Source organism: Marinobacter antarcticus (genome assembly GCF_011049865.1).
Lineage (GTDB): Bacteria > Pseudomonadota > Gammaproteobacteria > Pseudomonadales > Oleiphilaceae > Marinobacter > Marinobacter antarcticus_A.
Genome location: NZ_DRGY01000044.1, coordinates 1 through 23,298 on the forward strand (window position 1 = coordinate 1; position 23,298 = coordinate 23,298).

General features: G+C 55.6%; 25 protein-coding genes. 14 read left to right on the forward strand and 11 right to left on the reverse strand.

From position 1 onward, the window contains the following. Positions 1 to 137 precede the first annotated feature (137 nt). The 3 genes from radC (at position 138) to rpmG (ending at position 1,434) form a co-directional block, all read left to right on the forward strand. Positions 138 to 812, forward strand: coding sequence for a RadC family protein (radC, locus tag ENI00_RS05525; RefSeq protein ID WP_304100049.1), 675 nt, complete (start codon positions 138 to 140; stop codon positions 810 to 812). Positions 813 to 1,030: 218 nt separating this feature from the next. Then, entirely contained in the window at positions 1,031 to 1,267 is a 237-nt protein-coding gene (gene rpmB / locus ENI00_RS05530; protein ID WP_099618617.1) for a 50S ribosomal protein L28, read from the forward strand. An 11-nt stretch (positions 1,268 to 1,278) separates the two neighbouring features. Continuing rightward, on the forward strand, positions 1,279 to 1,434 hold the full coding sequence (rpmG, locus tag ENI00_RS05535; RefSeq protein WP_007153739.1) for a 50S ribosomal protein L33: 156 nt from the start codon (positions 1,279 to 1,281) through the stop codon (positions 1,432 to 1,434). 86 nt (positions 1,435 to 1,520) lie between these two features. Here the strand turns inward: rpmG and ENI00_RS05540 are convergent, their stop codons facing one another. The 3 genes from ENI00_RS05540 to ENI00_RS05550 all read right to left on the reverse strand — a co-directional run bounded on the left by ENI00_RS05540 (position 1,521) and on the right by ENI00_RS05550 (position 3,840). Beyond that, the gene (locus tag ENI00_RS05540) at positions 1,521 to 2,381 is read right to left on the reverse strand and encodes an endonuclease/exonuclease/phosphatase family protein (protein ID WP_304100069.1); all 861 of its coding nucleotides are present in this window, start codon (positions 2,379 to 2,381) and stop codon (positions 1,521 to 1,523) included. Positions 2,382 to 2,446: 65 nt separating this feature from the next. Then, a complete protein-coding gene (locus ENI00_RS05545; RefSeq protein WP_304100071.1) occupies positions 2,447 to 3,082 on the reverse strand; it encodes a thiol:disulfide interchange protein DsbA/DsbL in 636 nt (211 codons plus the stop codon). A gap of 149 nt (positions 3,083 to 3,231) precedes the next feature. Beyond that, a complete protein-coding gene (locus tag ENI00_RS05550) occupies positions 3,232 to 3,840 on the reverse strand; it encodes a c-type cytochrome (RefSeq protein WP_304100073.1) in 609 nt (202 codons plus the stop codon). Positions 3,841 to 4,013: 173 nt separating this feature from the next. On the opposite strand from ENI00_RS05550, the gene yihA reads away from it, so the two are divergent. Then, positions 4,014 to 4,652, forward strand: coding sequence for a ribosome biogenesis GTP-binding protein YihA/YsxC (yihA, locus tag ENI00_RS05555; protein ID WP_304100075.1), 639 nt, complete (start codon positions 4,014 to 4,016; stop codon positions 4,650 to 4,652). A gap of 153 nt (positions 4,653 to 4,805) precedes the next feature. Here yihA and ENI00_RS05560 read toward each other — a convergent pair whose 3' ends face one another. Beyond that, positions 4,806 to 5,525, reverse strand: a complete 720-nt coding sequence (locus ENI00_RS05560) for a TetR/AcrR family transcriptional regulator (protein WP_304100120.1) — start codon at positions 5,523 to 5,525, stop codon at positions 4,806 to 4,808. A 192-nt stretch (positions 5,526 to 5,717) separates the two neighbouring features. On the opposite strand from ENI00_RS05560, the gene ENI00_RS05565 reads away from it, so the two are divergent. The 4 genes from ENI00_RS05565 to coaD all read left to right on the forward strand — a co-directional run bounded on the left by ENI00_RS05565 (position 5,718) and on the right by coaD (position 10,059). Continuing rightward, positions 5,718 to 7,163, forward strand: a complete 1,446-nt coding sequence (locus ENI00_RS05565) for a coniferyl aldehyde dehydrogenase (RefSeq protein ID WP_304100078.1) — start codon at positions 5,718 to 5,720, stop codon at positions 7,161 to 7,163. A gap of 70 nt (positions 7,164 to 7,233) precedes the next feature. Then, on the forward strand, positions 7,234 to 7,869 hold the full coding sequence (locus ENI00_RS05570) for a hypothetical protein (protein ID WP_304100079.1): 636 nt from the start codon (positions 7,234 to 7,236) through the stop codon (positions 7,867 to 7,869). Positions 7,870 to 7,923: 54 nt separating this feature from the next. After that, a complete protein-coding gene (locus tag ENI00_RS05575) occupies positions 7,924 to 9,531 on the forward strand; it encodes a GMC family oxidoreductase (protein ID WP_304100082.1) in 1,608 nt (535 codons plus the stop codon). 45 nt (positions 9,532 to 9,576) lie between these two features. Beyond that, the gene (gene coaD, locus ENI00_RS05580) at positions 9,577 to 10,059 is read left to right on the forward strand and encodes a pantetheine-phosphate adenylyltransferase (RefSeq protein WP_304100086.1); all 483 of its coding nucleotides are present in this window, start codon (positions 9,577 to 9,579) and stop codon (positions 10,057 to 10,059) included. Between the two features lie 81 nt (positions 10,060 to 10,140). On the opposite strand, the gene ENI00_RS05585 is transcribed toward coaD, so the two are convergent. From ENI00_RS05585 to ENI00_RS05600, 4 genes are all read right to left on the reverse strand, one after another. Further along, positions 10,141 to 11,430, reverse strand: a complete 1,290-nt coding sequence (locus ENI00_RS05585) for a DUF945 family protein (RefSeq protein WP_304100089.1) — start codon at positions 11,428 to 11,430, stop codon at positions 10,141 to 10,143. A 22-nt stretch (positions 11,431 to 11,452) separates the two neighbouring features. Continuing rightward, positions 11,453 to 13,594 (reverse strand): polyphosphate kinase 1, encoded by a 2,142-nt coding sequence (ppk1, locus tag ENI00_RS05590; protein WP_304100092.1) that lies wholly within the window; start codon positions 13,592 to 13,594, stop codon positions 11,453 to 11,455. A gap of 65 nt (positions 13,595 to 13,659) precedes the next feature. After that, entirely contained in the window at positions 13,660 to 14,676 is a 1,017-nt protein-coding gene (hemB, locus tag ENI00_RS05595) for a porphobilinogen synthase (RefSeq protein WP_304100095.1), read from the reverse strand. A gap of 151 nt (positions 14,677 to 14,827) precedes the next feature. Beyond that, positions 14,828 to 15,049 carry a hypothetical protein gene (locus tag ENI00_RS05600; RefSeq protein WP_304100098.1) on the reverse strand — a complete coding sequence of 74 codons (222 nt, stop codon included), beginning with the start codon at positions 15,047 to 15,049 and terminating at the stop codon, positions 14,828 to 14,830. A gap of 268 nt (positions 15,050 to 15,317) precedes the next feature. Here ENI00_RS05600 and ENI00_RS05605 point away from each other — a divergent pair, with 268 nt between their 5' ends. The 4 genes from ENI00_RS05605 to panP all read left to right on the forward strand — a co-directional run bounded on the left by ENI00_RS05605 (position 15,318) and on the right by panP (position 19,999). Then, the gene (locus tag ENI00_RS05605) at positions 15,318 to 15,950 is read left to right on the forward strand and encodes a TetR/AcrR family transcriptional regulator (RefSeq protein ID WP_304100101.1); all 633 of its coding nucleotides are present in this window, start codon (positions 15,318 to 15,320) and stop codon (positions 15,948 to 15,950) included. Positions 15,951 to 15,952: 2 nt separating this feature from the next. Then, the gene (locus ENI00_RS05610) at positions 15,953 to 17,653 is read left to right on the forward strand and encodes an acyl-CoA dehydrogenase family protein (protein ID WP_304100103.1); all 1,701 of its coding nucleotides are present in this window, start codon (positions 15,953 to 15,955) and stop codon (positions 17,651 to 17,653) included. 151 nt (positions 17,654 to 17,804) lie between these two features. Further along, positions 17,805 to 18,149: a DUF503 domain-containing protein gene (locus ENI00_RS05615; protein WP_304100106.1), complete on the forward strand. Its 345-nt coding sequence runs from the start codon at positions 17,805 to 17,807 to the stop codon at positions 18,147 to 18,149. 173 nt (positions 18,150 to 18,322) lie between these two features. Continuing rightward, the gene (panP, locus tag ENI00_RS05620) at positions 18,323 to 19,999 is read left to right on the forward strand and encodes a pyridoxal-dependent aspartate 1-decarboxylase PanP (protein ID WP_304100107.1); all 1,677 of its coding nucleotides are present in this window, start codon (positions 18,323 to 18,325) and stop codon (positions 19,997 to 19,999) included. 53 nt (positions 20,000 to 20,052) lie between these two features. Here the strand turns inward: panP and ENI00_RS05625 are convergent, their stop codons facing one another. Further along, positions 20,053 to 20,319 carry a hypothetical protein gene (locus ENI00_RS05625; protein WP_304100110.1) on the reverse strand — a complete coding sequence of 89 codons (267 nt, stop codon included), beginning with the start codon at positions 20,317 to 20,319 and terminating at the stop codon, positions 20,053 to 20,055. Positions 20,320 to 20,416: 97 nt separating this feature from the next. Further along, positions 20,417 to 21,976 (reverse strand): inorganic phosphate transporter, encoded by a 1,560-nt coding sequence (locus tag ENI00_RS05630; RefSeq protein ID WP_304100113.1) that lies wholly within the window; start codon positions 21,974 to 21,976, stop codon positions 20,417 to 20,419. Between the two features lie 187 nt (positions 21,977 to 22,163). Here ENI00_RS05630 and ENI00_RS05635 point away from each other — a divergent pair, with 187 nt between their 5' ends. Then, positions 22,164 to 22,616 (forward strand): flavodoxin domain-containing protein, encoded by a 453-nt coding sequence (locus ENI00_RS05635; protein ID WP_304100115.1) that lies wholly within the window; start codon positions 22,164 to 22,166, stop codon positions 22,614 to 22,616. A 191-nt stretch (positions 22,617 to 22,807) separates the two neighbouring features. Continuing rightward, entirely contained in the window at positions 22,808 to 23,095 is a 288-nt protein-coding gene (locus ENI00_RS05640; protein WP_349740369.1) for an EAL domain-containing protein, read from the forward strand. 11 nt (positions 23,096 to 23,106) lie between these two features. Here the strand turns inward: ENI00_RS05640 and ENI00_RS05645 are convergent. Further along, the coding region (locus tag ENI00_RS05645) for an acyl-CoA thioesterase (protein WP_304100117.1) at positions 23,107 to 23,298 on the reverse strand (192 nt) is incomplete at its 5' end.

Here is a 23,298-nt window from a genome sequence, read left to right on the forward strand (position 1 = left end):
AGATAGCATGCTCTGACGATACCGACAGCCCGCCAAACCCCAAGTACGTTTACCGTTTGTTGCTTTTTGGAGTAACCTTTGTAATTGAAGCGTGCAGGACGCACCAAAATCATCGAATAACACGCAAGGAAGCCCGAATGACCAATCTCGCCTGGCCTATGGACGAACGTCCCAGGGAACGACTGCTCGCCCACGGCGCCAAAAGTCTCTCTGATGCCGAATTACTGGCCATTTTTCTACGCACCGGCACCGCTGGCACGCCCGTCATGGTACTTTCGCGGTTTCTGCTTCAGGAATTTTCCGGTTTGCGCGGACTGCTTACTGCCTCTCGCCGTCAATTCTGCGATGTAAAAGGGCTGGGCCCCGCAAAGTATGCGCAGGTTCAGGCCGCCATGGAAATGGCGCGACGAGTCATGGACGAGCCTCTGCGCCAAGGTGATCCGTTGCGCTCACCGGAGGATACCCGGCGCTTTCTCACCAGCCGGCTAGGCACCTACCCCCACGAAGTCTTCGCGGGTCTTTTCCTGGACAACCGGCACCGTATTATTCAATACCGGGAGTTGTTTCGCGGCACTATTGACGGCGCTGCCGTGTACCCGCGAGAAGTTGTGCGCCAGGCTCTGGAGGACAATGCCGCCGCCGTTATTTTCGCCCATAATCACCCCTCGGGCGTGGCCGAGCCTAGCCAGGCGGACATTTCGCTGACCAAACGGTTGAAAGAGGCACTTGGCCTGGTGGATATCAGGGTTCTTGACCATATGGTAATTGGCCACGGTGAGGTAATATCTCTGGCCGAACGTGGACTGATGTAAATCGTTAGCAGCACAGGCCGGGAAACTGCACAAATTCTCAACAATTTTTTGCGTTGGGGCGCTGGTTCTGGTATAAAAGCGTCCCTTTCTGGCGGCGTCTGGCGAGCAGCGCTCAGTTTAGAGGCGCAAACAGGGGCGTAACCGTTCCTCGGCAACCAGAGACGCATTAAACATCGAATTCGCACTTATTAAGACCATTGCTCAGGTCGGAGGCAAGTATGTCCAGAGTTTGTCAGGTTACCGGTAAGCGTCCGGTTTCCGGTAACAACGTATCCCACGCGATGAATCACACTCGTCGTCGTTTTCTGCCGAATCTGCAGAACCACCGCTTTTGGGTTGAAACCGAAAAGCGCTTCGTGAAGCTGCGCGTATCCACCAAGGGCATGCGCATCATCGACAAAAAAGGTATTGACGCTGTACTGGCCGATCTTCGTGCCCGCGGCGAGAAATTTTAAGGAGCCGCATCATGCGCGAAAAAATCAAGCTGGTATCATCAGCAGGCACGGGTCACTTCTACACGACCAACAAGAACAAGCGTAACACTCCGGAAAAAATCGAGATCAAAAAGTATGATCCGGTTGTCCGCAAGCACGTTGCGTACAAGGAAGCCAAGATCAAGTAACAACTGATCCGGCATTCACAAAAAAGCCCGGCCATTGCCGGGCTTTTTTGTGAATGCTATTTTACGAGTGCAATTTTATAGACAGCTTAGAACTTTTCCAGGTAACCGTCCGGAAGCGCAACGTCCATGGCGATCGGTAAATGGTCAGACATGGGATAGCTCACCACCTCAGCGTTCCGGATCTGCAGGCTAGGGCTCACCAGTATATGGTCAAGCGCCTTCTCGGGGCGCCAGCTCGGAAAGCTGTGGGCGGTATCCGGTAGAGGCACCAGATTGTTCTCCTTGAGCGGCGTGCGGGTCAGAAGCTCTTCCGCGTGATTGTTCATATCCCCCATCAGGATCACATGTCGATACTTTGAGATCAGCTCGCTGACAAAACCCAGTTGACGGTGCTGTGCCGTCTTGCTCAACGACAGATGCATCAGCACCAGAACCAGTGGGTCTTCTTCGGTGCCATACCGGGCAACAATGGCACCGCGTCCCGGAATCAGCCCGGGCAGCTTGTACTCTTTCACATCCAGCGGCCGGAACCGGCTGAGCAAACCGTTGCTGTGCTGGGCGATCGGCCCCAGGTTGCGATTCAATTGCTGATGCCAGTAGGGAATCCCCGCGGCCTCAGCGAGGTACTGCACCTGATTGATATATCCACTGCGCAGACTTCCGCCATCGCACTCCTGCAAAGCCACCACATCGTAGTTGCTGAGCAGCGAGGCGATACGATCCAGGTTTTGAAAACGGTTACGATGGGGAAGGAAATGTTGCCAGCTTCGGGTGACATAGTGTCGATACGAGGACGTGTTGATGCCCACCTGTATGTTGAACGTCAGCAACCGAAGATAGCGCTGGGGCTCAAACGCAGGCACATGTTCCAGGCCCGAGTTCGAGCCTTTCGGCTCGCCCCCGGCACTGACGACGCTGTCCCGCTGCTTTTTGAAGCGTTTATACATAGTGAGATTTCTGCCCTGCCCCGCTTGCCAGGTCTGCCAGTGAAGAAGCCTCCCGAAGCACGGTATTACTGATCCGCAGCGTGCTCTTTTTCGACCAGGTAATCGACAACCGACAGCATTGCCTCAAGGCCGCCTGCCATGGAAGCGTTGACCGTGTACTTGCCATTTACCAGCATAGTCGGTGTTCCGGTAACGCGCGCGCCCCGGATTTTTGCCTGCGCCTGCTGCAAGCGGGCATTCACACCAAAGCTGTTGTAGTTATTGAGAAACTCATCACGATCTAACCCGTGCTCGGCCACAAAATCCGCCAGAGCTTCGCCATCGTTGAGCGGCCGATGCTGACCTGCAAGAGCCTCGAACATCGCGTCATTCATTTTATCCAGCGCGTTCATCGCTTCAAGCGCATAAAACGCCCGTGCATGAGGTTCCCAAGAGCGCCCCAAGGCGGCCGGAATTCTCACATAGTTCACGTAGTCCGGAGCATTGGCTTCCCATTTTTCAGCAAACGGCTTGAATTTATAGCAGTGCGGGCAGCCATACCAGAATACTTCCGCAACCTCGACGCCTTTATCGCTGCTCGTGTGGACGGGGGTATCCAGCTTTTTATAGTGCGTGCCTTCCTTCCAGTCAGCCGCACTCGCCTGACCAAATATCGCCATAGCGGACAACAGCAAGGCAACCGTTCTAAGCGCTCGGAACATGAAATATCTCCAGATTTTAGGTTTTATGAAAATCGTTAGTCAATCGATTATGACCTGTCGAGCCTGAAAAGTTCCACCGTTCGTGGATTACAGGACCGAAAGACAAAAAACCCCGCAAGGCGGGGTTTTTCAAACATCCCACGAATGTATCAGTTCAGACCGGAGAGGTAACTGGCAACGGCTTTGATCTCTGCGTCCGTCAGTTTGGACGCAACGTCCATCATGATGGCGGCGTTGGTGCCGTTCGACCGGGTACCGCCACGGTACTCGCTTAACTGCTTGGCCAGGTAGTCTGCATTCTGTCCGCCAAGGTGCGGAAATCCGGCGGGCTCGTTACCCTTGCCCTGCGGGTTGTGGCAACCGGCACAGGCCGGTACACCCGACGCCATATTGCCGCCACGATACAAAGCTGCGCCTTTCTCTACCAGCTCCGGATCCGCCTGGTTGACGCTGATATCCTGCTTTGCGAAATACGCTGCCAGATCCTGTAGATCCTGCTTGGATTTACCACCGAGCTGTCCAGCCATCTCGGGAACAACTCGGGCGTTTTCCTGAATAGCCTTCAACTGGTCGTACAGATATCTTTCACCTTGGCCGGATAATTTGGGATAGGCTCCCATAATCGGCTTCGCGCCACCCTCACCATGACACCCCTGACAGGCCGCTGCATTCTGCTTGCCCGCTTCAGGATCCCCTGCTCCGTGCGCCATGGCTGTTAGGCTAACGCCGAAAACAAACCCTGCGATCAGTTTCTTCATGCTCGCTCCGCTTCTCTCATCTCGAAAATTATTTTTTGTTTGCAGCCGACAGACGCTGACCAGCCAGACGCAAAACCGGACCGACAACGGTTACGCCAAGCGTACCGTATGGAATTGGTGTAACATTATACATTAATCTCTGACAACTGAAATCCAAAGGAAAGCCGACCGCTGTGGACCCTGATCTAACTAAAAAAAGCCTTTCTTTTAACAGCGCCCGCTTCCTGATCAGCGCCCCCCGACTGGAGGACTGCCCTCTGGATGCGGGCGCTGAGGTCGCTTTTGCCGGGCGCTCGAACGCCGGAAAATCCAGCGCGTTAAACGCCATCACCGCCATCGGCAAACTGGCCCGAACCAGTAAAACACCGGGGCGCACACGGCTGATCAATTTTTTCTCCCTGAATCGCGAGAACACCCGGCTGGTAGACCTGCCCGGATACGGCTATGCGAAAGTATCCCGGGACATGAAAGACGACTGGCAGAAACATCTTGGGCATTACCTGAACGACCGCCAAAGCTTACGCGGACTGGTTCTGGTTATGGATATCCGCCACCCACTCACCGATTTTGACCAGATGATGGTGGAATGGTGCGAGCATAACAAGTTGCCACTGATGATTCTTGCAACCAAAGCCGACAAACTTAAATTCGGGCAAGCGAAAACCAGCATGCTGGAGATTGCAGGCAAACTTAAAGCCTTCACGTGTGTTGCGCATCTGATCATGTTTTCAGCCACGTCCAAGCGCGGCGTTGATGAATGCCGGGTGGCGCTGACTGACTGGCTGGAGGGTTCCAAAGAGGCCCGGGAATAGTGTGAAAAGACCGGCCTGCAAAGAGCAGGCCGGTAAAACGTCAGGGTTTGCGACGTGCTAAAACCTGAGAACTCACTCAGGAGACGCCGGAAATGTCCGAATTGCCAGCGTCTGTTAAAGTGACAGGTTAAGCCATCAGAAGTTCCAGTATCGTTAATTTTTAACCGCGCTACATGGCGAGCAATTGTTCTCCAGGCTTGCGGAGGTCTCACGCGCCTCTTCGCATTCCGGCATCGTTGGGCGGTACTTCTCCCGAAGCACCATAACTTGCTCACGATGGCCGGGAGTCAGGTATGGCATCTCCAGCGTCAGCACTTGGTAAATGCCCTGCTTCAGTTCATGGAGGGTAAGGCTGGCGGAGGCTTTGGCCGCATGAGCTGTTTTCAGATAGGCCATCCAGTTGGTGATCACCAGCCAGACATTCAGCGACATGGCCGCCCGCAACGATGCTGACTGAGGCTCTATGATGCCCGCATCCGCCAGCTTCACAAAAATTCGACTTATCGCCGCGAGACACCGGTTGGTAAACTCCCGGTAGTCACCGCGCAAACGCGTATCTCTGTCCAACAGATACTCCAGATCCCGGTGAAAAAACCGGTAGCTCCAAAGCCCGTCAAATACAGATTCCAGATAAAACGTCATATCGCCCAATGTCATTGGCCGGTTTTCAGGGATATCCAGGTAGAAATCCACCAGCTTTTCGTATTCCTGGAATATCTCGTAAATGATGTCGGACTTGTTGCGAAAGTGGTAATACAGATTACCCGGTGAAATCGCCAGGTGGGCCGCAATATGATTGGTTGTGACATTCCGCTCACCCTGCTCATTGAACAGCTCAAGGCTGGACAGCAATATCTTGTCTCTGGTTTTCATAAGCTCATCGGCGCTTGTTGTTTTCAAACCCAAGATGGCGAGGTTCGCCATTGAGCCTGCTTGACTCCTTAGAGTATATACTCTAATAATACATTAAAGTGCAAATTGAGCGTTTTTTCACCACCTCAAGCCCACACCAAACAACTGAAACCACTCGCCACCGCGAAATAGCCGCGGCGAAAGGAGCACACCATGAGTGCCAGCGTTGCACAGCTCACCGAGAGCAAAAAACACATTCAGCATACGCACCGGGTGTTCGAGACTCAGAAGAAGGCTTTTCAGAATAATCCTGCGCCATCGCTGACAGAACGCCGGGAAAACCTCAAACGCCTCAAGCGTGCCCTGTTAACCCATCAGGATCGCATACTGGAGGCTATCGACCGGGACTTTTCCTGTCGTTCCCGGGATGAATCTTTAATTGCAGAGGTGATGCCGTCAATCCAGGGGATTAATTACACCCTGAAAAACCTTGAGGGCTGGATGAAACCATCCCACCGGCACGTTTCGTTAATGTTCCAACCTGCCAGTAACCGGGTTTGCTATCAGCCCAAAGGCGTTGTGGGCGTTATTGTGCCGTGGAACTATCCGCTTTATCTAGCCGTCGGACCATTGGTAGCCTCGCTTGCAGCGGGCAACCGCACCATGATCAAGATGTCTGAGTTCACACCTCACACCTCGGCGCTGTTCAAGGAACTTATCGAGACAACGTTTTCCGAGGATCTGGTGTCCGTTATCAATGGCGAAGCCGATATTGCCGCCGATTTTTCGGCCCGGCCTTTCGACCATATGCTGTTCACCGGCTCCACTTCTGTGGGCAAACTGGTGATGCGTGCAGCTTCAGAGAACCTGACACCGGTTACTCTGGAGCTGGGGGGCAAATCGCCGGCCGTCGTTTCCCCGGATGTTCCTATGGAGGACGCGGCTCAGCGTATCGCTTTCGGCAAAGCCTTCAACGCTGGCCAGACCTGTGTGGCACCGGATTACGTGCTCTGCCCTGCCGACCGCACTCAGGCCTTCGTAGACGAATTTCGCGCGCAATTCTCACAGATGTACCCTTCGCTGCGCGATAACGACGACTACACCGCCATTATCAACGAGCGCCAGTACGGCCGACTGCAAGGCTATCTCGAAGATGCCAGAGCCAAGGGTGCCGAGCTTATCGAGATCAACCCTGCGCAGGAAAGCCTGGGCGACGGCACCTACAAGATGCCGCTGACGCTGGTACTGAAAACCACGCCAGACATGAAACTCATGCAGGATGAGATCTTTGGCCCTATTCTTCCTGTGGTGAGCTATGGCAATCTGGATGAGGCCATCCAGTACATCAATGATCGCCCGCGACCGTTGGCGCTGTACTTTTTCGGCTACGATCGGGAGCAACAGAACCGGGTAATCGACAGCACGCTGTCGGGAGGCATGTGTATTAACGATTCGTTGATGCACGTTGCCCAGGATGACCTGCCTTTTGGCGGCGTAGGCGATTCCGGAATGGGTCACTATCACGGCAAAGAGGGCTTCCTGACCTTTTCACACCAGCGCGCTATTTTTGCCAAACAGAAATTCAACAGTGGAAAATTTGTCTATCCTCCTTATGGAACCTCGTTCCACAAGATGATTTACAAACTCTTTATCCGCTAAGCTTTCTTTTCAATAACCGGGGCTCTCATACCCCGGTGATTATTATAAAAAGAACAAGAGTGAGCCGACTATGACCGATCACGTTACTGCCTCTGCAGCGCAAGATTCTGCACTCCTGAACCGCCGCAGCTTTCTGCGTACCGGGTTGGGTGGCGCTTTGTTTCTGGGCACTGTCAGCGTGACCGTCGGCCTGAGTGGATGTTCGACGGCGCCAGCAGGCCGGCTTGGCGCCGTGGAAACGCGGATGGACGCTCGCTATCAGTTCCAGTTCCTGACCGCCGACGATATCGATCTGTTTGAGGCATTGCTGCCCGCCATCCTTGGTTCTGCGCTCACCGAACAACCCAACACCCGGCGTATGGCTATTGCCGGCACCGTCGAGCGCATTGACGCAAGTATCCATAAATTCGGGCCCGCCAATCAGAAAGAACTTCGCCAACTTTTTGATTTATTGAACTTTCCCCCCACCAGAGTGGCCATTGCGCGGGTGTGGCCCGCTTGGCGCAATGCGACGGTCGAACAGGCCGATGCATTTCTGGAACGCTGGCGCACTGGCAGCATCGGGTTATTCAATAACGGCTATATGGCGCTCACCAAAATCACCAACGTGGCGTTCTACGGTTATCAGGAGAACTGGTATCTTTCCGGTTATCCCGGCCCTCCCGAGTGGGCCGTAAACGCCCTGCCACAGTTCCGCAACGCCTGATTTTCAGCCCGCTGTTTTCACCTAGACGTTTGCCCAGACAGGAAGCCACCAACCATGTCGTTTACCGATCGCATTGCTCAGGGACTGGAATCCGGCTGGAACGTCACTGATGGCGCCACGCTCACCGAAAATCAAACGGTAGAGGCCGATGTGGTCATTGTCGGCACGGGCGCCGGTGGTGGCACAACCGCCGAAATTCTCGCCAAAAGCGGTCTCTCGGTTATTCTGGTTGAAGAAGGCCGGCTGTATTATCAAAAAGACTTCAAAATGGACGAGCTTACGTCCTACGGGAACCTTTACCAGGAGGCGATGAGCCGCACCACCAAAGACGGTGCCATTGCTATTTTGCAGGGGCGCTGTGTCGGCGGCTCCACAACGGTTAACTGGACCAGCAGCTTTCGTACTCCGGAGGCCACGCTCAACTATTGGGGCCAGCGTTTTGGTCTTGAAGCACTGAGCCCGGAGGCCATGGCACCCTGGTTTGAGGGCCGAGAGGTACGCCATTCCATATCGCCTTGGGACATGGAGCCGAACCTCAACAACGACGTGCTGCGCCAGGGTTGTGAAAAGCTCGGCTACAGCTGGCAGATTATCCCGCGCAATGTGAAAGGTTGCTGGAATCTCGGATACTGCGGCATGGGCTGCCCGACCAACGCCAAACAGGGCGCTTTGCTGACCACCATTCCCGGAGCGCTTGATCATAACGCCCGACTGTTTCATGGCTTGCGCGCGGAACGGCTGGTCATGAACCAGGATCGCATCGAGGCCCTCCAGGCCACCGCGATGGCCAGCGATGGCATCACGCCGACGGACGTTCAGGTCACGCTCAAAGCAAAGCACTTTGTGGTGGCGGCCAGCGCCATAGGATCGCCCGGTTTGCTGTTACGCTCCGGTTTGCCCGACCCTTACGAGCGCTTGGGTAAGCGCACGTTTCTGCACCCGGTGAACGCCAGCGTTGCGCAAATGCCAAAGCGGGTAGACCCGTTTTACGGCTCCCCCCAGTCGGTTTACTCAGACGAATTCAACCGTCGTAATGGTGTTGGTCATAACGATGCTGATCATGCTGTTGGTTACAAACTGGAGGTGCCTCCGCTGCACCCCGCCATGTTTGCCGGTGTTGTGCCTGGTCACGGCGACACACAGGCGAAGGACTTTGCTCACCTGCCCTGGATGCAGTCGGTTATCGCGCTGTTGAGTGACGGTTTTCATGAAAATAGCCCCGGCGGCACGGTATCGCTTCGCGATGACGGCAGCCCCATGCTGGACTACCCGATCACCGACTATCTCTGGAAAGGCTTACGCCATGCCTTTTACACCATGGCCGAAATCCAGTTTGCCGCTGGCGCTGAGCGGGTTCGCCTGATGCACCTGGACTCGGATTGGTACTCCAGCTGGGCCGACGCCAAGGCGGCAATCGACAACCTTGCCATGGTGCCCCACAAAGTCCGATTGTTCACCGCACACCAGATGGGCGGATGCGGTATGGGGAACAATCCGAAGGAATCCGTGGTTAACGGTTTTGGCGAGCACCACCACGTTAGCAACCTCAGTGTGCACGACGCCTCGGTGTTCCCAACCAGCATTGGCGCCAATCCGCAGTTGTCGGTTTACGCATTAGCCGCAAGAAACAGCGTGCGGTTAGCGCAGCGTCTACAGAAATAGCAGAAATACTGATAGTCTGGATGCCTGTTAAAAGAGGAACTGTGCATGCCGAAAGTCATTTACCCGGGCACCTTTGATCCCATCACCAACGGCCACACGGATCTTATAGAGCGGGCAAGCCGCCTGTTTGATGAGGTGGTTGTTGCGGTTGCCTATAACTCCAAGAAAAAACCCCTGTTCGACCTGGAAGAGCGCTGTGAGCTGGTTCGCCAGGCAACCCCTCACATCCCGAACGTCAGCGTTACCGGGTTCAGCTATCTGCTCGCCGACTTTGTGCGTGATCAGGGTGCGACCGTGATCATTCGGGGCCTGCGAGCGGTGTCCGATTTCGAGTATGAGTTCCAGCTTGCAGACATGAATCGCCGTCTGGCGCCGGAACTGGAAAGCGTGTTTTTGACGCCGTCCAACCACCTCTCCTACATTTCCTCAAGCCTGATCCGGGAAATCGCGTCTCTAGGGGGCGATGTCTCCGAGTTTGTTGATCCGATTGTAAGAGACGCTCTGAAAAAGAAATTCAGCGAAACCTGAGACATCGCCGACACATAAAAAAAGCCCCGGTGGGGCTTTTTTTATGGTTTGAAACCGGAAATCTTCTGAATCGTCAATCTTTTAAAACAGGGGCGGCAACGGAATTTTCTGACCGTTTACATCTATCACCATGTCGTTCAGCGTTGCTGCCAGTAACAGCCTGTCTCCTTCGGCCACCAGCATGCCTTGCTTGATCAAAGGTGCAAGCTGCATCCTCACAATGGGATAATCTTCTGCCAAGGCCGCAGGAACACTCAGATTCATCTCTCCGGTTAACTGCGGCATGACCATCAGCATGCCCGCTTTCTGATCTGCGGTCAGCTCCGGATGACCAATCATTACGCTGCCGGTGACGGTTCCGTCAGGCGTATCGAGGAGCAACTCGGGGAATCCGACCGAAAACCCGGCCGACGCCATATTGCGCAGGGCCATATTCACCTGATCCATAGCCGCCATCTGCCGCTCAAACGTCTTTTGCCCACCCTCATCCGGTGCCAGCGCCAGGCCCTGGAGCTCCGCTATACCGGTTGTCAGCTGGCTCCAGCTCGCGGCGTCCAGGTTTTCCATAGCAAACGTCAATTTATGCGGGCCATAGGCCTTGTCTTGATAGCGGACTTTGCCGGCTTCAATCGACAACCGTGAATCCAGACGCTGTCCGTCGTCATTCGCCTCCGTGCTGCTGCGTGCTAACACGTCCTTTATCGTTATGGCGGGTGCCTCCGGGGGCGTCAACACAACAGACGCAGCGGAAGCTTCCATGACTCCTGTCCAGACATCGTCGTTCAGGTGAGACATGCTCTGCTCAACACGGACATCATCGACACGGATGCTCATATCCGGCCCGGTGAAGCTCACTTGTGGCCAGACGATTAACGCATCAGCCTGGGAACCTGTGTCACTGATTTCAACTCGGGCAACCCCGCCACTGGCTCTGAATGACTCTCCGCTTTGGGGGTTATCAATGGCCAAAGCCGGCGCGTCCAGCTCCAATACTGCGGTACCCCAAAGACGTGTTTCCAGAGTCAGCTCTGGTTGCTTCTGAAACCAATCCGCGCCTTCGGGCGCCCAGCCTTCAACCGGTTCAAAATCGATAAAGCTGCCGCTCACACCGTGAGTCACGGTGCCACGATACTCAATCCGGTTGGTTTCACCGTTCTCCGGGTTCAACACGGTTACGGCGCCCTTGAGCTCAGCGCCGAAAAACCCCCGGCGGTAGTCCTCTGTCTGCATTTGCACGAACGACTGCGACTGATTCAGTTCATGGGTGACCTTTTGCCACTGTTGCTCGGTTACATAACCCACAACCCAAGGCATTACTGCTCCCGCGACCACCAATACACCGGCGCCGGCAATGATCCATTTCGCTTTCAAAAAAGTTCTCCAGTTGAAAATATTAGGACTTGCCGGTCAGACGCTCCAGCAGTACCAGTTGTGATGCCACGCGATCTTCGCCTTCAGCGGGCTGATTCTGAATATAACTGCCATCCGATTGCAACATCCACGACTGGCAATTGTCCGCAAGATAGGTTTCCAGGTCTTCGCAAACACGCGCTATCAACTCTGGATCTTCAATCGGAAACGCGGTCTCAACCCGGCTCAGCAGATTGCGTTCCATGCAATCGGCGCTTGAGCAGTAAACCTCGGGGTTGCCATCGTTGCCAAAATAGTAAGCCCGGGTGTGTTCCAGGAAACGTCCCACGATGGAACGCACCCGGATAGATCCAGACAGATCAGGCACCCCGGGCCGGAGACTGCATATGCCGCGAACAATCAGATCAATTTCGACCCCGGCCTGAGACGCACGGTACAACGCCTTGATCAGTTGGACCTCTGTTAACGCATTGATCTTGAAAATGAGGCGCCCTTTACTACCCAGCTCGGCTTCACGCTCAATCAGGCTGAGCAGTCGTTTGTGAAGCGTAAACGGTGCATGGAACAGTTTCTTGATCTTCAGCGCTTTGCCCATGCCGGTTAACTGCTGGAACAGCTTGTTAACGTCGTCGCCAATAGACTCATCACAGGTCATGAAACTGTAATCGGTATAAAGGCGCGCGTTGACCGCATGATAGTTGCCCGTTCCCAGGTGAACGTAACGGCGCAGGCGGCCTTCCTCACGACGCACAATCAGCATCATCTTGGCGTGGGTTTTATACCCCACTACGCCATAAACCACGATCACGCCGGCTTCCTGAAGACGGCTTGCCAGCTCCAGGTTCTCCGCCTCGCTGAATCGTGCCCGCAGCTCAACAACGGCGGTTACCTCTTTGCCGCGCCGGGCCGCGTCTGCCAGGGCTTCAACAATTTCCGAATTGGCGCCCGTTCGGTACAGGGTCTGCCTGATTGCCAGAACCTGAGGATCCTTCGCAGCCTGTCGCAATAAATCGACAACCGGGCTGAAATTCTGAAAAGGATGATGCAGCAGGATTGGCCGCTTTCGAATGGCGTCGAATATGGTTTCCCTGCTGCGAATCTGCTTGGGGATTGTGGGCGAGAAGTCCGAATACGTCAGATCGGCACGATCCACAAGGCCGGTGACCGCCATTAAACGAGTGAGATTGACCGGCCCGTTGACCTGATACAGATCCTTTTCCGCCAGGCCAAATTCCGTCAGCAGAAACTGTACAAGCTCTTGCGGGCAGTTGTCCGCGACTTCCAGCCGAACACCGTCGCCAAACCGGCGGCTAAGCAGTTCGCCCCGCAGAGCCGACGCCAGATCTTCCAGATCGTCTTCCAATTCCAGATCAGCATTGCGAGTAATCCGAAACTGATAGCAGCCCTTCACTTCCATACCGGGAAACAGCTCATCCGTATGGGCGTGAATCATCGACGACAGAAAAACTAGGTTCTCTCCGCCGTTGCAGATCTCATCCGGCAAACGCACCAATCTTGGCAGTGAGCGCGGAGCCGGCACTATGGCCATGCCGGTCTCACGACCAAAGGCATCCTTGCCGTCGAGCTCAACAATAAAGTTGAGGCTTTTGTTCACCAGCCGCGGAAAAGGGTGTGACGGGTCCAGCCCGATGGGGCTCACCACCGGAAGAATCTCGTCTTCGAAATAATTGCGCACCCAGTTCGCCTGCTCTGGCGTCCACTCCCGGCGGCGCACAAAGTGGATGTTCTCCTTTTCCATCTCCGGGATCAGGATATGGTTCAGGATGTCGTACTGTTCAGCAATATACTCATGGGCAATGCGGCTGATTTCACTCAGCGCCTGCACCGGCAAGATGCCGTCGGCACCCACGGTTTCCCGACCGTATTTGATCTGCTGGCGCAGACCGGCGGCCCGTATTTCAAAGAATTCGTCCATGTTACTGCTGAAAATACAGCAAAACATCAGCCGATTGATCAGCGGATGCGTGGTATCAAGCGCCTGTTTCAATACCCGGTAATTGAACTGAAGCTGGCCCAGCTCGCGGTTAAAGTAGTTTTCACTGGCGTCCAGGTTAATGACCTCACCCATCGGCGGCATATCCATTGGGGCGGGCACACTCTGCTCGCCGTCCGCTGTCAAATTCCGGGCGATTTCCGTTGTCATAGCCTTTCGTTCCTGTCTGATTTACCGCCAGCCGAGCCCCGGCGGCGGATAGTTCACCTACTGTCTCAATGCCGCTGGTCCCGCATCAGGCGGGCTGCACGCATTGCGTAGTACGTCAGAATGCCGTCCGCGCCGGCGCGACGCATCGCCATGAGGCTTTCCATCATGACCGTGTCACCGTCGAGCCAACCATTCAGCTCCGCTGCCATGTGCATGGCGTACTCGCCACTGACCTGGTAAACAAACGTGGGCACCTGCAGCTCGGTTTTCACCCGGTGCACGATGTCCAGGTACGGCATACCGGGCTTGATCATCACCATATCCGCGCCCTCGGCCAGATCCACCATCACCTCATGAATCGCCTCATTGCTGTTGGCCGGATCCATCTGATAGGTCGCCTTGTTGCTCTTACCCAGGTTTGTGGCAGAGCCGACCGCATCGCGAAACGGTCCATAATAACCAGAGGCGTACTTGGCAGAATATGCCAGAATGCGGGTATTCACGTGCCCGGCAGATTCAAGCGCCGCACGCATGGCGGCAACGCGACCGTCCATCATATCAGAGGGGGCCACAATATCTGCGCCTGCGTCGGCGTGGGATAGCGCCTGATTCACCAGCGCCTCCACGGTGATATCATTCAATACATAACCATCGTCGTCGATGATGCCATCCTGGCCGTGCGTGGTGAACGGATCCAGTGCCACATCGGTGATCACACCCAGCTCCGGGTGGGCCTTTTTCAACGCCCGAACGGCTCGCTGCGCCAGCCCGTCAGCGTCCCAGGCGCCCGAACCGGACAGATTTTTCTTCTCCGCCGGAACCACAGGGAAAAGGGCAATCGCGGGAATACCGAGCGCCACCATCTCGGCTGCCTGCTCAACCAACAGATCAATGCTCAAACGATCCACGCCCGGCATGGACGATATCTGCTCACGCTGCCCCTCACCTTCCAGAACAAAAACCGGGTAAATCAGGTTGTCCGGCGTCAGCTGGTTTTCCCTGACCAGTCTGCGGGAAAAAGCACTGGCCCGATTTCGGCGCAGACGGGTAGCGGGGAAAGCACGGGGTGTGGATAGCGGCACAGAAACCTCCTGAAGGGCGCGATAAAGAGTTGGATCGACAATCCCGGCGCATGGGCAACGCCGTCTTCTCCATCATACACTTCCTGGGCCACCCGTTGCAGGCAACTCGCTAAAGGCCGGGGTATGCAACCCCGACCTGTAACGAGAACGCTCAAAGAGAACGGTTGTTAAAATCGACTTCCACCTTGCGCTGGAAATTACCACGGTAAGGCGTCTCAACTTCCTGAATTCTGCCTCCCTGGCTCAGAAATGCTTCGATATCTTGCTGTAGCTGTGCCCGCACCCGTGCCCGGCCCGTGATCGAATGGGTATCGTCATTCTCGCTACCCCAATTCCCGGACTGTTCCAGGTTGCTTTCGTCGAGCTCACTCATGATTTTTCTCCTTCAACGAAAACAGTGTTACAAGTGCTGTCACCGGTTGGACATCGCACTTCGTCTCGACCCGCCACTGCTATGGCAACGTCTTGGGGTCTTTATAATCTGCTTTTCATTACAGCGCTATTTGCGATCAACGCATTTTGTGTAATTTTTTGTAATTATCTATAACACTATGAATTTAAATGGCAAAATACAACCCGAAAAGAGCCGTTTACGTTGACACAAAGAATGAACAATGATTCAATAATTCAAGGAAGCCCGGATGGCTTATCGTGAAACAGAAAAAATGCGGCAGCGTAAAGCCGCGGCGCGTCAACGGATCGCAGAATGCACCTATCAGTGCGTTACAGAAGGCGGGTTCCGCAACGCCAGAATTACCCGCATTGCAAAGCTCGCGGGCGTGGCTACGGGAACGATCTATCGCCATTACGAGTCCAAGGAGGACCTGTTTGCTGAGATATTCCGCCTGGCCACGCAGCGCGAAGTGGACAAGGTAGCGGAAGCTCTGGCAACACCGGGAAGCGTGACGGAGCGGCTGGAAAACGCATTGCAACAGTTTGCTGAACGCGCACTGAAAGGCCCGGTTATGGCTTGGGCTCTCATTGCCGAGCCGGTGGATCCGAAAGTTGAAGAGGAGCGGTTGGCTTACCGGAAGGCTTACGCCAACCTGTTTGAACAAGCGATTCGCGAAGGCATCGACGAAGGATGCGTTCCCGATCAGGATGCGCACCAGAGCAGCACTTGCCTGGTGGGCGCCATTGCCGAAAGCCTGGTTGGCCCGCTGTCACCGACTCAAAACGGGCAGGCAAAACCGGGCGACACGGATAACCATGACCCGCTGATCAACACCATCATCCGCTTTTGCATACAGGGGTTGACCGGCACCAGGAGATAGCCATGAACGCCCCGAAAACCAATCCCGAAATACCCACCGATAGCAGGGATGATCGCTACCTGGCCGTTACCCACGACGTGGTCAACCAACCACCGGCGCTTGAAAACTACAATCTGTATGAGCAAGACGTTGCGCTTCACGAAGCCTTGCGGCGCGAAGGCGGCGGCCAAACTGAAAGCGACCTGAAAAGCTTCGGCGCCCTTGCCGGCGACGCCGCCACCATCAAACTGGGCTTTCAGGCCAATGCCAACAAACCTGTGCTCAATACCCACGACCGCTTTGGCCACCGAATTGACGAGGTGGATTTCCACCCCGCGTACCACGAACTGATGGGCATTGCCTTCGAAAATGGCCTACACAGCAGCCCCTGGACAGACCCGGGCAAAGGCGCCCACGTGAACCGCGCCGCCAAATACTATATGCACTCCCAAGTGGAGGCCGCACACTGCTGCCCAGTCACTATGACCTTTGCCGCCATTCCCTCCATCCGTAAACAGCCGGAACTGGCAACGCTTTGGGAATCCCGGGTACTGGCCAACGGCTACGACGCCCGTAACGTCCCCGACAACCAGAAAAACTCCGTAACCATCGGTATGGCAATGACCGAAAAACAGGGTGGCAGCGACGTTCGCGCCAACAGCACCCTGGCGTATCCCGTGGGAACCAATGGCCCGGGCCAGGCTTATGAACTGGTCGGGCACAAATGGTTTGTCTCCGCGCCCATGTGCGACGCCTTTCTGGTACTGGCCCAGGCACCCGGCGGGCTGTCGTGTTTCCTGATGCCGCGCTGGCGACCGGACGGCACCAAAAACCCCTGGCAGATACAGCGCCTGAAAAACAAAATGGGCAACGTCGCCAACGCCTCCAGCGAAGTGGAACTGCGCGGCGCACTGGCGTGGATGATCGGAGAAGAAGGCCGCGGCGTACCCACCATCATAGAAATGGTCGCCATGACCCGCTTCGATTGCATGATTGGCAGCTCCGCCGGCATGCGACAGGCGGTAGCCCAGGCCACCCACCACTGCCGCCACCGCAGCGCCTTCGGCAGCCGGCTTAGTGACCAGCCCCTGATGCAGAACGTCCTCGCCGACCTGGCCCTGGAAAGCGAAGCGGCTCTCACCTACACCCTGCGGGTTGCCCGCGCCCTGGACAATCAGGATCAGGAACACGAGCGCCTGCTGGCACGCCTGGCCACACCCGTAGGCAAATACTGGATCTGCAAACGCACGCCCAACCACGCCTACGAAGCCATGGAGTGCATCGGTGGCAACGGCGTAATGGAAGACTGCATCATGCCCCGCCTGTTCCGGGAATCTCCGGTTAACGCCATCTGGGAAGGCAGCGGCAACGTCCAGTGCCTCGACACCCTCCGGGCTATCCAAAAAGAACCGGAAACCCTCGACGCCTTTTTCCGCGAAGCCACCGAAGCAAAAGGCGCAGACCGACGCTTTGACCGGTTCCTGGCGCAACTGCAGAACGACTTCGCCGACACCAGTGACGTTCCGTATCGCGCCCGCAATCTGGTCGACCGAATGGCCTTGGCCATGCAGGCATCCCTGCTGCTGCGCAACGGCAACAAAGCCGTGGCAGACGCCTTCTGCGCCTCACGGCTGGAGCCCAATGGCGGTATGAACTACGGCAACCTGCCCTCCGGCACGGATGCCGCGGCTATTATCAAGCGCGCGACGCCTGTAGTAGGCTAAGTAGAATCTTAACCTATCAATTCAGTTGGGGAGCAGGTGGGGCGGAGTCTCTGAAACTGTGCGGAGCCATGGATGGCGTAGCCAAGCGTACAGGGATGTATTTACAGCGTGTTTCAGAGACTCCGCCCCGCCTGCTCCTGCACGGAGTTATATGTCTGAAGCTCTGAGAAAAATGCTCAAAGAAGGGAATACGCCTCAACATACCGGGATCACGCCACACGTCGGCGTACTGACTCTGCACTTCCAGCTCTACGGCTGCGAAGACCTCAAAGCCAAGCGCAAAGTCTTCACCTCCTTACGCGCCGTATGGGGCAAAGAGCCCGACCTGGCCGTAGCAGAAACCGCCGACCTGGAAGCCCTGGACTGCGCCACCTGGACCATCGCCGCCCTGGGCACCTCCTCACAGCTAATCACCCAACGCCTCGACCAGATAGAGAAAGCCATTGAAGAACGAATCGACGCCGCCATACTCGACGTTCACCGGGAAATTCTCTGATCACGCTCTGTAGCACAACATCGACGCAGCCCGTATACTACGCCACCTCAGGGAAGCCAGTGTGCCTGCATACGACAGGTGACAAACATCCAATGCCGGAATCAGACCCCGGCTTTATCCGTCGGGCACCCGGAACCGGCCCTGCGGATGACCACTGATTGTGTGTGGTATCTATGACCGGTAAGAAAAAATCCGCCCAGGCGTCAATCGAAGCCATGTACCGCGTATTCACCGTGCCCGAGGCACCGGATTCTACGCTCAGCCGGATTGACCAGAACATATCCCGCAATCTTGCAGGCTTCCTGCAAGAGCACATCGTTGCGGTTGAACGGGATTTGTCAGACGTCGAGAAAAACTTCTCCGACTATGCCATTCCGGAAAAGCCCGTGTTTGTGTCTGAACAGGCCCAATTCCTGCTCGACAAACTGGTCGCTAACTCCGTCCACACTGCGTCACCATCCTTTATCGGCCACATGACCTCAGCGCTGCCCTACTTCATGCTGCCGCTGTCCAAAATCATGATAGCCCTGAACCAGAACCTGGTGAAAACTGAAACCTCCAAAGCCTTTACCCCCATGGAACGGCAGGTTCTCGGCATGATTCACCGATTGGTGTATCAGGAAGACGGCGCGTTTTACCGAAAATGGATGCACAACCCCCGCTACGCTCTGGGCGCCATGTGTTCCGGCGGCACCGTCGCCAACCTGACCGCCCTCTGGGTTGCCCGTAATCGTGCTTTCCCGGCCGAAGGCAGCTTCCGGGGCCTGCATCAGGAAGGCCTGTTCCGCGCTCTGAAATACTACGGCTACGAGGGTGCAGCCATCGTCGTATCACGCCGTGGTCACTATTCCCTGAGCAAAGCTGCGGATGTGCTCGGGCTGGGCCGGGAATCTCTGGTGGCCGTAGATACAGACGACAGCAACCGGATTCAGACGGATGCGTTGCGCGAAAAATGTCTGGAATTGCAGAAAAAGAAGATCAAGGTTATGGCCATTTGCGGCGTTGCCGGCACAACGGAAACCGGCAACGTAGACCCACTGGACGCCATGGCGGATATCGCCAGGGAATTCGGCGCGCATTTTCACGTGGATGCTGCCTGGGGCGGGCCAACCCTGTTCTCCCGAACCTACGGCCATTTGCTCCGGGGCATCGAAAAAGCAGACTCCGTTACCTTTGATGCACACAAACAGCTGTATGTCCCCATGGGCGTAGGGTTGGTGGTGTTCAAAGACCCAAGCCTGGCGAACGCGGTTGAACACCACGCGCAGTACATTATCCGCAAAGGCTCCCGTGACCTGGGCACCACCACGCTGGAAGGCTCACGCCCCGGCATGTCGATGTTGATCCATTCAGGCCTGAAAATTCTGGCCCGGGAAGGCTACGAGCTATTGATCGACCAGGGCATCGAAAAAGCCGCAACCTTCGCGGAAATGATCGAGGCCCAAGCAGACTTTGAGTTGATTTCCCGGCCCGAACTGAACATCCTCACTTATCGCTACTGCCCGAAAAACGTTCAGCAGGCCCTGGCTATCGCAGATCCGCTTCAGGCGGAAAAACTCAACGCCTGCCTGAACACGATCACCAAGTTTATCCAGACCACGCAGCGCGAGCGCGGAAAGGCGTTTGTTTCAAGAACCCGGCTGGAACCAGCGCGTTATTTCAACTTGCCGTGCATTGTGTTCCGGGTTGTTCTGGCGAATCCTCTGACCACACCAAAAATCCTGGCAGACATTCTGGAAGAACAACGGGAGCTTTCAGGAGAAGAAGGGATTCAGGAAGAAATCAGAATATTGCTTCAAATGGCAAGTGCCACACTCGAGCAGCACGGGCAAAGTCAAAGACAAACTTAGCAAGCTGACTCGCCGCACACAGTCCCGCTCCGCTCGCTCCACCCAGACTAAACTCAGTAAAGCGCCTCTTCATCGTCCAGCACTTCGTGAATGATATCCAGAAACATGCGGTCTGCTTCGCTCCACTTTTCCGGGATCCGGATGGTGGTGTTGGAGCTGATTTCCCGGGCAATCAACTCGTCGGCACCGGCCTCCGAGCGGAACTTACGGGCAATGTCTACAGACTTTACGGCGATTGTCGGGTCGCTTAGCACCTTTTTGATGAACACTCGCAGTTCATCAATTACCCTGGCCTGACGGCTTTCAACCGGTGTACTCATAACTCACCCTCCGGGCAAATGAATTCTCGGGGAGCATGCAGCTCCCTGAACAGACGCTTAGTATGACCAAACCCGCGCGCTACAACCAGCCGAGGCATCAGACGAAGAGCCCGCGCAGGGTGAAAAACAGCACCGCCGCCATACAGGCCGACGCAGGCACTGTGATAATCCACGCCGCGGCAATGCGCACCAGATGCGACCGCTTGACCATCTCTTCCTTGTAAATTTTCTTGAGGCGCTTGCGATCCGATTTTGTCAGCGGCACATGATTCTTTTTCTTTGCTCGCTTCAGAAGTTTTTCCATTTCCTCAACGGAGGCGTTGCGGAAATCGTCAAGGAAAGGCTTGAGGCGCTCCTGATCATCAGCGTCGCGCTCCTCCATGATTTTGTGCAGCTGGGTCGCGTAATTGGACTTCAGGTACTCACGCAGAAAGCCAACGCCGAATACGCCGCCGATGGCAATGTGAGTGGAGCTCACGGGCAAGCCCAGTTGCGACGCCAGAATAACGGTAAGCGCCGCTGAAAGCGCAATACAGAACGCGCGGGTTTTATCCAGTTCGGTGATCTCACTGCCCACGGTTTTGATCAGGCGCGGGCCAAACAGCATCAAGCCAACGGTCAGACCCAAGGCGCCCACCATCATTACCCAAAAAGGAATGCTTGACGCGGTCACCACTTCGCCGCTGGACAACGCATCATTGATCGCCGCAAGCGGGCCAATGGCATTGGCTACATCATTGGCTCCGTGGGCAAAACTCAACAGGGCCGCCGCAAATATCAACGGCCAAGTAAACAGGGTATTCACGCCGGCAGCGCTGTTTTCCATGGTCGCTGCCCGGCGCGCGGCCAGAGAACGAACCACAAAAAACACAATCACCGCCGCTGCCAGACCAACCAGGGAAGCTTCAAGGAAATCCACCTTGATGATTTTCTTGACGCCCTTGATCATCAGATAGGTGCCGAATGCCCAGGCCATGATCGCAACAAGCCAGGGCACAAACATGCGGGCCGCCGGTATCACGTCTTTCCGGTACAGCACCGTCTTGTTGATGATGAACAGCAACAGAGCCGCCAAGGCACCACCAAGCACCGGAGATATAACCCAGCTCGCAGCAATCTTGCCCATAACCTCCCAGTCCGCTATGCCCCAACCGCCGGCGGCAATACCGGCACCAAGCACCCCTCCCACAATGGAGTGTGTCGTGGATACCGGAGCACCCATCCAGGTTGCGAGATTGAGCCAGAGCGCGCCCGCGAGCAGGGCTGCCGTCATCAACCAGACAAACGCGCGACCGTCTTCCAGATTTGTGGGGTCTATAATCCCACCCTTGATGGTGGAGACCACATCACCGCCGGCAATCAGCGCCCCGGAAGACTCGAAAATACCTGCGAGAATAACCGCAGCACCCAGGGAAAGCGCCCCAGAGCCCACAGCAGGGCCGACGTTGTTCGCAACGTCATTGGCACCTATATTGATGGCCATATAGCCGCCGATGACGGCTGCAGCCATCAGCAACGTGCTGTTTGGCATACCGTCACTCAAGGCGCCTACAACCACCCATACACCCAGCAAAAATAGCAGGCTGAACCCGATACGGTATCGTTCCGTAGAGTTGCTGGTAAGAAGGGTATCCAGAAATCCGCTTGAACGGGCCATAACAGAAAAGGTCTCATTGGGTCTGAATGGAAAACGAACCATTACAATGCGCGCAACTATAAATTTTTTGCACTTGAATTGAAACAAATGCGCAATGAAACGATAAGATGCGCTACACGTTGAGCGCCACAAGCCAGCACCGAAAGAGGCTTGGCAATCCGCTCTTTTGCTATGAACAGGTAATTTCATGACAGACATTCGAATTCTGGTCGGCAGCGTCTACGGAGGCGCGTTAATGACCGCCAGAGCCATCAAGCAAGCTCTGGATGCGGACGGCTACTCAGCATTGGTTCTGGAGAACCCGGTGCTTGATGATATAACGTCTGACGCTGCTCCGCTGCTGGTGTGTACGTCAACCACGGGCCAGGGCGACATTCCCGGCAATCTGTTGCCTTTTTACGTGGACTTGCGTGAGCAGTTACCGCAGCAGCCGGGCCGGCCGTTCGGCATCATCGTGCTGGGCGACAGCTCCTACGGCGATACGTTTTGTGGTGCCGGCGAGCTCATGGAGGAAGCGCTTTATGAAACCGCTGCCCGCAAAGTGGGCGAAACCTTGTGTATCGATGCGCTGGACACTCAGGAGCCGGAAAACGAGGCCTTGCCGTGGGTACGTAAATGGGTATCAATGCTGTCAATATAGGCTTCACGGTGAGTCGTTATTTGCCACAGTCCGTATTAAATCTTACAACAACGACAACACGTGGTGAATGGTGACAGGGCTTCAATGGTCTCGCGTTCTGGCAGGCAACGGAAACCAACAGATCCTTCTGGAAATTCGCACCCGGGGTACCCTGCAAGTCCCGATAGAACTCTGGAACACGAAAGCGTTTTTTGAACACGCCTCGGTCGACGAACAGCTTCACGCGGCCTATTACGGATCTGGCGACACGATCAGAAGACCGGGTGATTGTTCAGACCACCATCAATATGTGCCACAGCCTCGGCTATCAAATTGTGGCGGAAGGAGTAGAGGACGAGGCGACGGCGAAGCTTTTGAAGGAGATGGGATGCGACATGATTCAGGGCTATCTCCTGAGCCGCCCATTGCCCCTTGAAAACATGCTGAACTGGCTCACCGAAAGGCGCAACACTGCGACCACGCAGGGTGCACCCGAATAACGAAGCGGTGATCAACGCTGGCGAATCAACGCTTCCTGTGTTGTAGACGCCACCAGAACGCCGTCCTGATTAAAAATGTTGCCACGATTGAAGCCCCGGCCGGACGTTGCGCTTGGGCTGTCCTTGTCGTACAGCAACCAGTCATCCATGCGGAAATTTCGGTGAAACCAGATGGCATGATCAAGGCTTGCGATCTGCAGGCC